The sequence below is a fragment of the Phaeobacter italicus genome, from assembly GCF_001258055.1.
GTDB classification, from domain to species: Bacteria; Pseudomonadota; Alphaproteobacteria; order Rhodobacterales; family Rhodobacteraceae; genus Phaeobacter; species Phaeobacter italicus.
The window spans coordinates 405,103-417,868 of record NZ_CVRM01000031.1 but is presented as its reverse complement, the minus strand read 5'-3'; the positions used below and the strand labels follow the sequence as shown (position 1 = coordinate 417,868).

Annotated in this window: 12 protein-coding genes; 9 read left to right on the top strand and 3 right to left on the bottom strand. The window is 59.4% G+C overall.

Annotated features, from left to right (window positions below; translation table 11 throughout):
* Positions 1-133 precede the first annotated feature (133 nt).
* The gene (gene topA / locus NIT7645_RS13240) at positions 134-2,794 is read left to right on the top strand and encodes a type I DNA topoisomerase (protein WP_050687243.1); all 2,661 of its coding nucleotides are present in this window, start codon (positions 134-136) and stop codon (positions 2,792-2,794) included.
* Positions 2,795-2,883: 89 nt separating this feature from the next.
* Here the strand turns inward: topA and NIT7645_RS13235 are convergent, their stop codons facing one another.
* Complete coding sequence (locus NIT7645_RS13235) at positions 2,884-4,128, bottom strand: Hint domain-containing protein (RefSeq protein ID WP_050687241.1); 1,245 nt, start codon at positions 4,126-4,128, stop codon at positions 2,884-2,886.
* 194 nt (positions 4,129-4,322) lie between these two features.
* Here NIT7645_RS13235 and NIT7645_RS13230 point away from each other — a divergent pair, with 194 nt between their 5' ends.
* Positions 4,323-5,042, top strand: coding sequence for a CoA transferase subunit A (locus NIT7645_RS13230; RefSeq protein WP_037302942.1), 720 nt, complete (start codon positions 4,323-4,325; stop codon positions 5,040-5,042).
* 12 nt (positions 5,043-5,054) lie between these two features.
* On the top strand, positions 5,055-5,684 hold the full coding sequence (locus NIT7645_RS13225; protein WP_008562820.1) for a 3-oxoacid CoA-transferase subunit B: 630 nt from the start codon (positions 5,055-5,057) through the stop codon (positions 5,682-5,684).
* Between the two features lie 95 nt (positions 5,685-5,779).
* Here the strand turns inward: NIT7645_RS13225 and NIT7645_RS13220 are convergent, their stop codons facing one another.
* A complete protein-coding gene (locus tag NIT7645_RS13220; protein ID WP_242656097.1) occupies positions 5,780-6,229 on the bottom strand; it encodes a hypothetical protein in 450 nt (149 codons plus the stop codon).
* A gap of 192 nt (positions 6,230-6,421) precedes the next feature.
* Complete coding sequence (locus NIT7645_RS13215; RefSeq protein WP_008559193.1) at positions 6,422-7,264, bottom strand: lytic transglycosylase domain-containing protein; 843 nt, start codon at positions 7,262-7,264, stop codon at positions 6,422-6,424.
* Positions 7,265-7,617: 353 nt separating this feature from the next.
* On the opposite strand from NIT7645_RS13215, the gene NIT7645_RS13210 reads away from it, so the two are divergent.
* The 6 genes from NIT7645_RS13210 to NIT7645_RS13190 all read left to right on the top strand — a co-directional run bounded on the left by NIT7645_RS13210 (position 7,618) and on the right by NIT7645_RS13190 (position 12,765).
* Entirely contained in the window at positions 7,618-7,803 is a 186-nt protein-coding gene (locus tag NIT7645_RS13210) for a hypothetical protein (RefSeq protein ID WP_008560683.1), read from the top strand.
* Between the two features lie 90 nt (positions 7,804-7,893).
* Entirely contained in the window at positions 7,894-8,070 is a 177-nt protein-coding gene (locus NIT7645_RS19545; RefSeq protein ID WP_008559765.1) for a hypothetical protein, read from the top strand.
* Between the two features lie 126 nt (positions 8,071-8,196).
* Positions 8,197-9,057, top strand: coding sequence for a Flp pilus assembly protein CpaB (gene cpaB, locus NIT7645_RS13205; RefSeq protein ID WP_008563271.1), 861 nt, complete (start codon positions 8,197-8,199; stop codon positions 9,055-9,057).
* A gap of 215 nt (positions 9,058-9,272) precedes the next feature.
* A complete protein-coding gene (locus NIT7645_RS13200; protein WP_050672942.1) occupies positions 9,273-10,679 on the top strand; it encodes a type II and III secretion system protein family protein in 1,407 nt (468 codons plus the stop codon).
* Positions 10,680-10,699: 20 nt separating this feature from the next.
* Positions 10,700-11,326, top strand: a complete 627-nt coding sequence (locus NIT7645_RS13195) for an OmpA family protein (protein WP_008560019.1) — start codon at positions 10,700-10,702, stop codon at positions 11,324-11,326.
* A 209-nt stretch (positions 11,327-11,535) separates the two neighbouring features.
* A complete protein-coding gene (locus NIT7645_RS13190; RefSeq protein ID WP_050687238.1) occupies positions 11,536-12,765 on the top strand; it encodes a CpaE/TadZ family protein in 1,230 nt (409 codons plus the stop codon).
* The last annotated feature ends 1 nt before the right edge of the window (position 12,766 follow it).

Sequence of the window (12,766 nt, the reverse complement as noted above, 5' to 3'; positions counted from 1 at the left end):
ACGCCAACGCCTGCGCTGCAAAGCCGCAACCGCACCCGGCCAATGAATGCCGGATTGACAATCTCCCCTTGCACCCCACATCTTGCCCCGCCATAGAGCGCCCGGAATCCGTCGCACAGAGGTTTACGTATATATGCCAGTCGTTGTTGTAGAATCGCCTGCTAAGGCCAAGACAATTAACAAGTATCTTGGCTCTGACTATACTGTGCTGGCCTCCTACGGACATGTGCGCGACCTGCCTGCAAAGAACGGTTCGGTTGAACCCGACGACGATTTTGCCATGACTTGGGAGGTCGGAGCGGACAGCCGCAAGCATGTAAAAGCCATCGCAGATGCCTTGAAAGACGACAACGCACTGATCCTCGCGACCGACCCTGATCGCGAAGGAGAAGCAATCAGTTGGCACCTGCAGGAAGCGTTGACCAAGCGCCGCTCCATCAAAAAGGACACTGCTGTCAGCCGCGTGACCTTTAACGCGATCACCAAAGACGCCGTTGCCGAGGCGATGAAAAACCCCCGCCAGGTCGACATGCCGCTGGTAGAGGCCTATCTGGCCCGCCGCGCGCTGGACTACCTTGTGGGCTTTAACCTGTCACCGGTTCTGTGGCGCAAACTGCCCGGCGCCCGCTCTGCGGGTCGTGTGCAATCGGTCTGCCTGCGCCTCATCGTCGAACGCGAGATGGAAATCGAGGCGTTCAATCCACAGGAATACTGGTCGGTAAAGGCCGCGCTGACCACGCCGCGTGGACAGGAGCTGGAAGCCCGACTGACGGTTCTGGGCGGCGACAAGCTGGACAAGTTTGATCTTGCCAACTCCACCGCTGCGGAGCTGGCTGTGCAGGCGGTCGCCAGCCGGGCGCTATCAGTTACATCGGTCGAGGCAAAGCCCGCCTCCCGGAACCCCTCTGCCCCCTTCATGACCTCGACCCTGCAACAAGAGGCCAGCCGCAAGTTCGGCATGGGCGCGCGCCAGTGCATGAACGCGGCGCAGCGTCTCTATGAGGCGGGTCATATCACCTATATGCGAACCGACGGCATCGACATGGCGCCTGAGGCTGTGCAGGCCACCCGCGCCGAAATCGAAAGCCGCTATGGCGCCGACTACGTGCCCTCCTCGCCGCGCATCTACAAGAACAAGGCCAAGAACGCGCAGGAAGCGCACGAATGTATCCGCCCCACGGACATGAGCCGGGACGCCGCCAGCCTGAAGCTGAGCGAAGACGACCAGCGCAAGCTCTATGATCTGATCTGGAAACGGACCATCGCATGTCAGATGGCCGGCGCCCGCCTGGAGCGCACCACCGTTGATATCGGTTCTGCCGACCAGCAGGTTGTTCTGCGCGCCACCGGTCAGGTGGTTCTGTTTGACGGCTTCCTGCGGGTTTACGAGGAAGGCCGCGATGATGTGGCCGACGAGGATGACAAGCGCCTGCCGCAGGTGATGCAGGGCGACGCGATGAAATTCGCCGCCTCGCTCAATGCGCAGGCGGAAAAGGCGGGCAAGGAGGCTTCGGTCCTGTCCGACAACAGTGCCGTGCTGGCGCTGCAGCACCACACGCAGCCACCGCCGCGCTATACCGAGGCAACACTGGTCAAGCGCATGGAAGAGCTGGGCATTGGCCGCCCCTCGACCTACGCATCGGTGATCACCACGATTCAGGACCGTGAGTATGTCCGCAAGGACAAAAACCGCCTGTTCCCAGAGGACAAGGGCCGGATCGTCACGATCTTCTTGCTGAACTTCTTCCGCACCTATGTGGGCTATGAGTTCACCGCCAATCTTGAAAACCAGCTGGATGACGTGTCGGCAGGTGATGCCGATTACAAGGAGTTGCTGAGCAAGTTCTGGCGCGATTTCTCGGCCGCCATTTCAGAGACTTCGGATCTGCGGATCTCAGAGGTTCTGGATGTTCTGGACGAGGCGCTTGCGCCGCAGCTTTACCCGCCCCGCGAAGACGGAACAGACCCGCGTGTCTGCCCCAAATGTGGCGCCGGGCAGCTGCATCTTAAAACCTCGCGCACCGGTGGTTTTGTTGGCTGTGGCAACTACCCGGAATGCAACTACACACGCCCGATTTCAGGCGAAGGTGCCGAAGGGTACGAACGCATCCTGGGTGAAGACGACGGCGACGAAATCCACCTGAAATCCGGCCGCTTTGGCCCCTATGTTCAGCGCGGCGAGGCAACGCCAGAAAACAAGAAACCGCCGCGGTCCTCGCTGCCCAAACAGGGCCGCGACTTTCTGCCCGGCTGGGGTCCGAATGAGATCGGGCTGGAGCAGGCGGTCACTCTGCTGACGCTGCCCCGCGACGTGGGCCAACACCCCGAGGGTGGCATGGTTCAGGCCAACCTCGGCCGCTTTGGGCCCTATATTGCGCACCAGAAGCCCGACGAGGAAAAGCCGGTTTATGTGAACCTCAAGGAAACGCTCGACGTCTTTGAAATCGGCATGAACCGCGCGGTGGAGATGCTGGCGGAAAAACGCGCCAATCCGGGCCGTGGCCGCCGCGCCGCCGCCAAGGCGCTCAAGGAGCTGGGCGATCACCCGGAAAGCGGTGGGGCAATCAGCATCGTGGATGGCCGCTATGGTCCCTACGTCAAGTGGGAGAAGGTGAACGCCACCCTGCCCAAGGATGTGGAGCCCAAGGACGTCACCGTTGAGATGGCCGTCAAGCTGATCGAGGAAAAGGCCGGCAAGTCGAAGAAGAAGGCGCCCGCCAAGAAGAAAGCAGCTCCGAAAAAGACGGCCGCAAAGAAAACCACCAAAAAAGCGGCGGCCAAGGACGCGGAATAAGCTCGCCTTGGCCCTTCCCAAACGAAAAATGCCGGTCAGCCCCAGCTGATCGGCATTTTTGTTGGCGGGCAGACCCGCTTGGGCTTGGCTTAGCCGTTGACGGCGACGCCTGCGGTTGGCGCAGCAAAAGCCGGGCGCTGACGTCGCAGCTGTGCCAAATTCTGCACCACGCTGCGACCATAGCCGGGCACGCCGGGGCGGTTCTGATTGTCGCAACCGTGGCGGGCCAGAATGTCACCATCAACAAGCGCCTTGCCGTTCTTTTCATGACGCAGGAGCAGCAGACGCAGTTTTTCCCCCTTGGCGTGGGGACGGGCCAGAGATGGCACGCCCAGCCCCGCCCTGAGCCCAGGCCGCGTAGCAAAAAGACTGGCGCGACAGGGATTGGACAGCGCCTGCAGCGCCATTGGACCGGGCAGAAAGCTCTCTACCGGGGCGCCATCGGCGAACACCACCTCATGCGCGGGCAACATCACATGCCAATAGCGGACCACTCCAGCGCCTGTCGCCTGAGTGATGCCATCCAGTCCCAGCAGCTTTTTGGCGGGAACAAAAACCTCAGGGGTGGCGAACAGACGCTCGGCAACACGCGAGGCGATCAGGACACGATGCTGGGGCGAAACCCGAAGTGCGACGGCAGGTAGCGGCCTGCCAGCACCATCCCGCCCCAGCGCCCCAGCCGCGATATGGATCGGCGCCGTACGCGGCGAGGCGTGCACCTCCTCCTGCCCGATCCAGACGACTGGCTGAGGACCATTGTCCAATGTCTGCAGATATTCCCCGATTTGCATATTTTCCACAGCGACCTCGCCTGCCGGTGTACGCAGGCGGGTGCCCTGCGCAAAGCAGACGACAAAGGCATTCGGATCCCGGTCGCTATAGGCGCCCATATATTCGTCGCCCGACAGTTTGGTGATTTTGATCGATTTGATTGGCGCATCGTCGAAGACATCGTTCCTGATCGATCCATCGGCATATGGCGCGAGAAACACCCGCCCCATGTCATCCTGCAGGGCAACCATCGTGGCCTCGACCCGCCCACCCCCGACAAAAGACAGGCGAACAGTGTATTCGACAACGCTGTCGAGTTCGGAGGAGGCCCCCTGATAGGTCACATCTTCAGACGTTTGGCCCATGTCGTTTGCCTGTGTGATGCCATCACCGTCGGCATCCTCCAGGGTCAGATCTTCGATTTGTTGGTAGAGCGGGTTCTGATTGGAACCAAAGCGCATTCCCACAAGGGCGTTGGCGTTTTCCGAGGTCCAGTTCGTTTCGTCCGGGTCCATATCGGAAAATGTCCCGATATAGATGGCCTTAAACGTATAGTTCGGCATGTTGACCTCTCGTAGTAATTTCCGATTCTCAACATTCCAGACACAGCTTAACGTAGGGTAATCCTAGGCCCGCAGATCGATCACGTTTGCGATAGAGACCCGATCCGTAGAAATACGCGGTCTTCTCCGTATCGTTGACTTCCCTACGGGTGTTGGTCAGAACTTCTGCAACCTGGCTGATGAGGGAGATGGATATGAAGAAGGTTTACGCCAACGCTGCCGAGGCGCTGGACGGGCTGTTGCACGATGGCATGTTCATCGCGGCTGGCGGCTTTGGTCTGTGCGGCATTCCGGAACTGCTGCTGGAGGCCATCAAGGAGGCAGGCACAAAGGATCTGACCTTTGCCTCCAACAACGCAGGCGTTGATGATTTCGGCATCGGCATTCTGCTGCAGACCAAGCAGGTGAAAAAGATGATCTCCTCCTACGTGGGGGAAAACGCCGAATTCATGCGCCAGTATCTGAGCGGCGAGCTGGAGCTTGAGTTCAACCCGCAAGGCACCCTGGCAGAGCGCATGCGCGCCGGCGGTGCGGGCATCCCCGGCTTTTTCACCAAGACCGGCGTGGGCACCGTGATTGCCGAAGGCAAGATGGAAAAGCAGTTCCCCACCGGGCCGGACGGCGCGATGGAAGACTACATCATGGAGGAAGGCATCTTTGCCGACCTCGCCATCGTCAAGGCATGGAAAGCGGATGAAACCGGCAATCTGGTGTTCCGCAAGACCGCACGCAACTTCAACGTGCCTGCTGCGACCTGCGGCAAGGTCTGCGTGGTTGAAGTCGAGGAAATCGTGCCCACCGGCTCGCTCGATCCGGACTCGATCCACCTGCCCGGCATCTATGTGCACCGCATCATCAAGGGCGAGCACGAGAAACGCATCGAACAGCGCACTGTGCGCCCGGCAGCAAAGTAAGGAGACCGCGATATGGCATGGGACCGCAATCAAATGGCCGCCCGCGCGGCGCAGGAACTGCAGGACGGTTGGTATGTGAACCTCGGCATCGGGATCCCGACGCTGGTCAGCAACCACATTCCCGAAGGCGTCGAAGTCACGCTGCAGTCCGAAAACGGCATGCTGGGCATGGGCCCCTTCCCGATCGAAGGTGAAGAAGACGCCGACCTGATCAACGCCGGCAAGCAGACCATCACCGAACTGCCGCAGACCGCATATTTCGACTCCGCGCAGTCCTTTGCGATGATCCGCGGCGGCAAGATCGCCATGGCGATCCTTGGCGCGATGGAAGTGGCCGAAAACGGCGATCTGGCAAACTGGATGATCCCGGGCAAGCTCGTGAAGGGCATGGGCGGCGCAATGGATCTGGTGGCCGGTGTCGGCCGCGTGGTGGTGGTCATGGACCACACCAACAAACATGGCGACAGCAAGGTGCTGAAAGAATGCACCCTGCCCCTGACCGGCAAGGGCGTGGTGGACCGCATCATCACCAACCTTGGCGTGCTGGATGTGGTCGAGGGCGGTTTGAAGATCGTCGAGACCGCCGAGGGCGTCAGCGAAGATGAGCTGCGCGCAGCGACACAGGCGACCATCGTCGACTGAACGCTGCCCCAGTAGATCGACCCAGAACGACAAAGGCCCGCCAGGTTTCCCGGCGGGCCTTTTCTTTTCCAGGGTGCGCCACCGCGATGGTGCTTTCACGCGCCACTTATTTCTGGTGTGGCCATCGCCGGATCTCCCGGGCGGCTGCGGGGCCTGAGCGACGTCCAGAGCGGCAATGTTGCGGGTGTCAGGATCTCATACATATGAACCCGCTTGTCGTGCCAATTAACGCTCATCTCGCGACCATCCTCGAATACGACAACACAGTAGTCGTCCGAGTTCAGGTCACAACTGTCCCGCCCCAATACGCTGACGATCACAGGATCAATGAGATGCCGCTGCACCAGCACGGTCGCCTTGACCGTCTTGCCGGTGACAAACAGGCCACCAAAGATCAGTGCAACCGCGACGGCAATCAGGCCAAAGCCCGAGAAATTGGCCAACGGGTTGGCCTTGGCGATACTTGGTGCGAAGGCAACAAAAACCAAACGTCCGAAAAAGCCGACAAAGGCGATGGTTCCGATCAGGATGAGATTGCTGCTCATCCCTTGGGAACCTGCGGCAATGGCCGCCGGATCAATACCCAAATCCAAATCACTGTCTCCAAATACAGAGGTCTCAAATATGCCTCAGTAAGACACCAGAATTCGGGCAGAATAATGATGTCACATGACATCAATTGCGATTTATCAAAAAGAGACTCGCCGAAAAGAGAATGGTCGCACCCGATCCGGGCTTCAGTTCATCTGACGAAAGACACAGCCATCAGTGATCAACTCTGGCGGGGTCATACACAGGCCCCGCGCCACCTGAAAGGCGGCCAGAACCTTTGGCACATAGTCACGCGTCTCGGCAAAGGGCGGCACACCGGCATGGCTGCGCACCGCGCCCTCTCCCGCGTTATAGCCCGCAAGCACCAAGATCGGGTCGCGATCGAACTCTGCCATCAACCAGTTCAGATAGCTCACCCCGCCCCTGATGTTCTGTGCACTGTCAAAAGCGTCCTCGACACCAAAGCGGCGGGCCGTGTCCGGCATCAGCTGCATCAGCCCCTCGGCCCCCACACGGCTCACCGCGCCAGTCTTGCCCGCGGACTCGACTGCGATCACCGCCAAGACCAATGCCGGCGAGACATCTGTTCCAACGCTCGCGGTCAGGATATCGATGCCGCGTTCTGATGCGATATCCTGCAAGACCTGCAATCGCGGCGCGGCCACCGGCGTTTCCCCTCCAAGGGCGGCAAGGGCCTGGCTCAATCGGCCCGGCCCTGCGTCACTCAGCTTGTCTGAAACACTGCCCCAGAACCCACTATAGCTCCCCTCAGGCGCATCAGGCACAACATGACCATCCGGTGCCAGGACAGCGGAGGTGATCTCCGGCTCCGGTTCGATCTGAATGGTAATGCGTTTTTGGGCGCCCGGTTTCGGTGGCCGGATACGTTTGGCTTCGAACTCCGGAAAGGGGGCAGGCACCTTGCGAACAGAATCGGCAGCCTCCTGGGCCTGTGATTCCCTGCCGGGAAGACCAGAAACAGCCAGAAAACAGCTCAGGACCAGCAAAACAGCGGTGGGATATCTCATTTCGCCGCTCGGACTCGGGATTCTTTTGCCGAAAGCCTCTGCGAGTCGGCGCCCGAAATCCAGTTTTGCGGCCAAGATTCTGGCGGTTTTGCCATATTTACCAAGATCTGCCGCCCCAGGGTCACGGGTATTTACGAGACGTAAAAGTTAATTCCCTTATAAATCAGTCTACTAGGGCGATCTTCCCCAAAAAGTTAAACTTCGGCAAATGAGTCCGCGTTTCAGCCCAAATCCTGCCACGCTCCACTGGCTATATGTGTTCATACCAAGTCGGACAGAGCTTCGCAGGAGAGAGCAGGCTCACAACGGACGACAGGGTTACTTAAACCTTAGATCCTTTGGAGGGACGAACCATGATCAAATTCTTCAAAAACTTCCGCAAAGACGAATCCGGCGCCGTGACTGTTGACTGGGTTGTTCTGACCGCTGCTGTTGCTGCTCTGGCAGGTGTTGTTTACACCTCCATCGAAAACGGCGCGTCCAACCTGACCTCCGCGACCGGTTCCTACCTGGGCACCAAAGGTCCGACCGACTCCTAAGTCGTATCTGATCTGACGAGTTATTGGGCCGCGTCTTTTGTCGAAGGCGCGGCCCTTTGCCCAAGGAACCTTCGGTCTGCGAGGTCCACCATGAATACGTTCAAGCAATTCCTTGCCAAAGAAGACGGTGCCGTCACCGTGGACTGGGTTGTTCTGACCGCTGCAATCGTCGGGCTGGCTGTTCTTATCGCCGCCTCGATGGAAGAAGGCGCGTTGGGGCTGGCTGATCTGCTGGCAGCTTACATGTCCAACTGGTCATTCAGCTGATTTCCAATCGTCTTCCCGCATTTATGCGGTGACGGGACAGAACGCCCGGTTCAGGCAACGGTTTGATCGATCCAGGCACCGGTGTTGTTACGACAACACCGGCTGCTACTGATGAGAGGTACCACTATGCGTGCAGTTTTCGGACTTGTCCTAATTGTCGGTATCGCCCTCGCCGGGGGGGCGGTCATGATGGCAAAGAATTACATCACAGCCTACCAGAATGCGCTCGCTGAGGAACGGGCATCCCGCGGAGAGGTGATCCCGCTGGTTGATGTCTTTATCGCAAACGAGCCGCTGAAATATGGCGAACGCCTAACACCGGAACGTGTCCGCGCTGTGCGATGGCCGCAAAATGCCATTCCCGAAGGGGCGTTCCTGACCGCAGAAGAACTGTTTCCACCTCAAGCCGAGGAAAAGCCCCGCGTGGTTTTGCGGACCATGGAAAAAGACGAGGCAATCCTGGCGATCAAAGTCACCAAACCCGGTGAGGATGCGGGCCTGACATCGCGGCTGGAACGCGGCATGCGGGCATTTGCCATCCGGGTCGACGTCTCCTCTGGCGTGTCGGGTTTTCTGCGTCCCGGCGACCGGGTCGATGTCTACTGGACAGGCCGCGTCGACGACCAGACGAGCGAACGCAGTGGCGATTTCACCCGCTTGATCCAAGCCAACATCGAACTGATCGCAATCGACCAGAGCGCTGGCTCGGATCTCGACGGAGCCACCATCGCCCGCACGGTGACCGTCTCTGCACGGCCCGAACAGGTCGCCGCTCTGGCACAGGCCCAGAGCACCGGTCGCCTGACCTTGTCACTTGTCGGTGCCGAGGATGACACTGTGGCCTCCGTGATCGAGGTCGACCAGCGATCGCTCCTTGGTCTGACCGCCATCGAAGCGCCGCAGCAGGCCGAAAAAGAGAAGGTCTGCACCATCCGGACCCGCCGGGGCGCGGAAGTTGTCGAAATCCCGATCCCCTGCACGAACTGAGTTTCCTGCAAGACAATCAATCAGATAACACATTAAACGCCGCTCATACCCTGGGCGGCGTTTATATGTCATGTGACCTCTGCCCCACAGGTGAGCGACTGTAGAAACCTCTTGGAAACCATTGATTATTGCAAAAATTCTCGTTCTCGCGCACAGTGGCGCAAACAGCGGGCAAAAAGACCCGGTATTGAGGCGTGATCGGAAAGGCAGGTCACATGGCTTTTAGACGGTATTTTGCGGCGGCCCTGACGGGGCTTTCGCTTATGGTAATGCCCAGTGCACAGGGTGCTTGGGCCGAAGGTTTGCGCGTGGTCAAAAAGGGCACGTCCTCCAACCTCGAAGTCCCGATGAACCGGGCGGTGGTTGTCGAGAGCGACGTTCCGTTTTCCGAACTCAGCATCGCGAACCCCAGCATCGCTGACATTTCCTCTCTTTCCGACCGCACCATCTATGTGCTGGGCAAATCGCCGGGCCTGACCACCCTCACGCTTTTGGATGCGTCGGGTCGCCTGATCACCAACGTCGATGTGCGCGTTGCGGCCGACGTGAGCGAGTTCAAGGAACGCCTCCGTCAGATCCTGCCCGGCGAAAAGATCGAAGTCCGCACCGCAAACGACGGCATCGTGCTGTCCGGTGTGGTGTCCAGCTCTGCCCGCCTGCAACGGGCGCTGGATTTGGCCGAACGCTATGCGCCTGATCGCGTCAGCAATCTGATGTCGGTGGGCGGCGTTCAGCAGGTCATGCTGAAAGTTCGCTTTGCAGAAATGCAGCGCACCGTTTCCAAATCCCTCAGCGCATCGCTCGGTGTGAACGGCGGCAACAGCGTTGGCGTGAACGGCGGGACCAGCACCCTCAACACCCAAGGCGCCCTGACCAACAGCCTGACCGGCAATATCCCGGCTGCCAATGACAACACCGGCGCGTTTGTCTTCGGCTTCAACGCAGGCGCATTCCAGGTGAACCTGCTGCTCGAGGCGCTGGAGCAGAAAGGCGTTGTGCGCACCCTGGCGGAGCCGAACCTCTCTGCCCTGTCGGGACAAGAGGCCAAATTCCTCGCAGGTGGTGAATATCCTATCCCCGTCGCGCAGGAAGACGGCGTTATCACGATTGAGTTCAAACCTTTCGGGATCGAGCTGAATTTCATCCCCCGCGTCGTTGATGCGGATGTGATCAATCTGGAAATGAAGGCCGCGGTCTCTGCCATTGATCCCACCAACTCTATCGAATTGAACGGCCTCAGCATCGCAGCCTTCTCCCGCCGCGAAAGCGTCACGACCGTTGAAATGCGCGACGGAGAGAGCTTTGCGATTGCGGGCCTGATCCGCGACGAATTTCGTGACAATTCCTCCCAATTGCCGTGGATCGGTGATGTGCCGGTGCTTGGATCGCTGTTCCGCAGCGCCAACTACCAGCGGGCTCAGACCGAACTCGTGATTATCGTCAGCGCTCATCTGGTCACACCAACCCGCGGCGAAGCGCTCAGCCTGCCGACCGATCGCATTCGCCCGCCGAGCGAAACCGACCTCTTCCTGTTTGGCAATGTTGCGCGCGAACGCAAAGGGCCGGCCAGCGAAGTCGCGAAACAGGATTTCAACGGCTCTTACGGCTACGTCTTGGACTGAACTGAAGGGAATTGGGGCAGATGATCAGATATGCAGCACTCTTTGGCCTGTCCCTGACGGTTGCGGCCTGTAGCAACGAAGCAGGCGAACCTCTGGATCGCGCTGTCTTTGGCAATGCCACCACATCCAATGCCGCGGTGATGGCGGGCGAGCGGGATTTCGCCATCCAGCTCGCTACCCGTTTTGCAGAAGACGTCCCGACCACCATCAACTTTGCCTTCGACAGCGCCCAGCTCGATGCCGAGGCCCGCGCGATCCTGGACCAGCAGGCCCATTGGATCCGCCAATTCCCCGAAGTGCGCTTCCGCGTCTACGGCCACACCGATGCCGTGGGCTCCAACAGCTACAACAAGACCCTTGGCCTGCGCCGCGCCCGCGCTGCCGTGTCCTACCTCGTTTCACGTGGAATCAGCCGCAGCCGCTTGCAAGCCGTTGTTTCCTTTGGCGAAACACAGCCGCTCATTCCGACATCGGATCGCGAACGCCGCAACCGCCGCACCGTCACCGAGGTCAGCGGTTTCCTGAAGCGTCATCCGACTGTTCTTGATGGGAAATACGCGCAAATCATCTACCGCGAATATGTGGAAAGCGCCGTACCGCGCACCACGCTGACCAGCGAGCGGTCTTTGCGCACAACGCTGGAATAAGCCGCGCGGACTGTCCGGCAACAAGGTTAGCATCGGTTAACCTTGTTTACGCCTGATTAACAATTCCCCACAAATGGGCGGCCTTGGCCCCAATCTCGCCCAGATCTTCCCCGACATTGTTCTCAGAGGCAAAGTGTATCCAGACGCAGGATTCACGTGAAGCGTGACTGCCCGAATCTGGTGACACGCCTGAGAGAAGGATAACGGTGATGAGCAGCGGTATGCCGCAGACAGAAGCGAATGCAATTGTTGCCTGCACGATCAGTCGCGATGTGCAGAACTTCGATCTGCTGATCGAAGACATGGAAACCGCCATGGGGGAATCCTGGGGCGATCTGGGCTTCAACGAGGCATTGGCTTTCTTCAACCAAAGCGAAGCCGAAGCGCTGGAATTCGTAGCGCTGGCGCTGGACAGCGAAGATGAATCCAATCTGGCCCTGATGGGCACCATCATCACCGAGGCGAAAGCCCGCAATATCAAGGTGATCCTGATCGCCGAGGATGTCACGCCGACCGCCCTGCACAGCCTGCTGCGTCAGGGCGCGGATGAGTTCATCCCCTACCCGCTGCCCGAACAAGAGCTGCAGTCAGCAATCGAACGTCTGCGCATGGCAGAGGCAGAGCGCCATCAGGAACCCCAGCACCAGCTGAAAAGCGGCAGCAAGCGCGACGGGGCGGTCATCGTCTGTCACGGGCTTGCCGGTGGTTGCGGATCAACCACAATGGCCGTGAACCTCGCCTGGGAACTCGCCCAGCTGTCCAGCAGCGAAACCCCCAGTGTCGGCCTTCTCGATCTTGATCTGCAATACGGCTCGGTTGCGACCTATCTTGATCTGCCACGCCGCGAAGTGGTGATGGAAATGCTCAGCGAAACCGAAACGCTGGACGAAGACGTCTTTGGCCAGGCGCTGGTGACCTTCCAGGACAAGCTGCAGGTTCTCACCGCGCCGGTCGACATGATCCCGCTTGATTTCATCACACCAGAAGACATCGAGCGCGTGATCGAACTGGCCCGCAGCCACTTTGACTTTGTGGTGATCGACATGCCCCACACGCTGGTGCAGTGGTCGGAAACCGTCCTGAACATGGCCCATGTCTATTTCTCCATGCTGGAACTGGACATGCGCTCGGCGCAGAACGCGCTTCGCCTGAAACGGGCGCTGCAATCTGAGGACCTGCCGTTTGAAAAACTGCGCTTTGCCCTCAACCGCGCGCCCAAATTCACCGATCTCAGCGGCAAGAGCCGCGTGAAACGGATGGCGGAATCACTGGGTATCTCCATTGACCTGCAGCTGCCCGACGGCGGCAAGCAGGTCGCGCAGAGCTGCGATCACGGCTCTCCGCTGGCCAGCTCGGCGGCAAAGAACCCGCTGCGTAAGGAGATCCTGAAACTGGCGCAATCATTGCACGACCTCGGACAGAGCGAAGCTGCTGCCTGAA

What these genes read in the sequence shown, in the direction of transcription:
- topA (WP_050687243.1), top strand. Translation starts at nt 134, where the DNA reads ATGCCAGTCGTTGTTGTAGAATCGCCTGCTAAGGCCAAGACAATTAAC.
- NIT7645_RS13235 (WP_050687241.1), bottom strand. Translation starts at nt 4,128, where the DNA reads ATGCCGAACTATACGTTTAAGGCCATCTATATCGGGACATTTTCCGAT.
- NIT7645_RS13230 (WP_037302942.1), top strand. Translation starts at nt 4,323, where the DNA reads ATGAAGAAGGTTTACGCCAACGCTGCCGAGGCGCTGGACGGGCTGTTG.
- NIT7645_RS13225 (WP_008562820.1), top strand. Translation starts at nt 5,055, where the DNA reads ATGGCATGGGACCGCAATCAAATGGCCGCCCGCGCGGCGCAGGAACTG.
- NIT7645_RS13220 (WP_242656097.1), bottom strand. Translation starts at nt 6,229, where the DNA reads ATGAGCAGCAATCTCATCCTGATCGGAACCATCGCCTTTGTCGGCTTT.
- NIT7645_RS13215 (WP_008559193.1), bottom strand. Translation starts at nt 7,264, where the DNA reads ATGAGATATCCCACCGCTGTTTTGCTGGTCCTGAGCTGTTTTCTGGCT.
- NIT7645_RS13210 (WP_008560683.1), top strand. Translation starts at nt 7,618, where the DNA reads ATGATCAAATTCTTCAAAAACTTCCGCAAAGACGAATCCGGCGCCGTG.
- NIT7645_RS19545 (WP_008559765.1), top strand. Translation starts at nt 7,894, where the DNA reads ATGAATACGTTCAAGCAATTCCTTGCCAAAGAAGACGGTGCCGTCACC.
- cpaB (WP_008563271.1), top strand. Translation starts at nt 8,197, where the DNA reads ATGCGTGCAGTTTTCGGACTTGTCCTAATTGTCGGTATCGCCCTCGCC.
- NIT7645_RS13200 (WP_050672942.1), top strand. Translation starts at nt 9,273, where the DNA reads ATGGCTTTTAGACGGTATTTTGCGGCGGCCCTGACGGGGCTTTCGCTT.
- NIT7645_RS13195 (WP_008560019.1), top strand. Translation starts at nt 10,700, where the DNA reads ATGATCAGATATGCAGCACTCTTTGGCCTGTCCCTGACGGTTGCGGCC.
- NIT7645_RS13190 (WP_050687238.1), top strand. Translation starts at nt 11,536, where the DNA reads ATGAGCAGCGGTATGCCGCAGACAGAAGCGAATGCAATTGTTGCCTGC.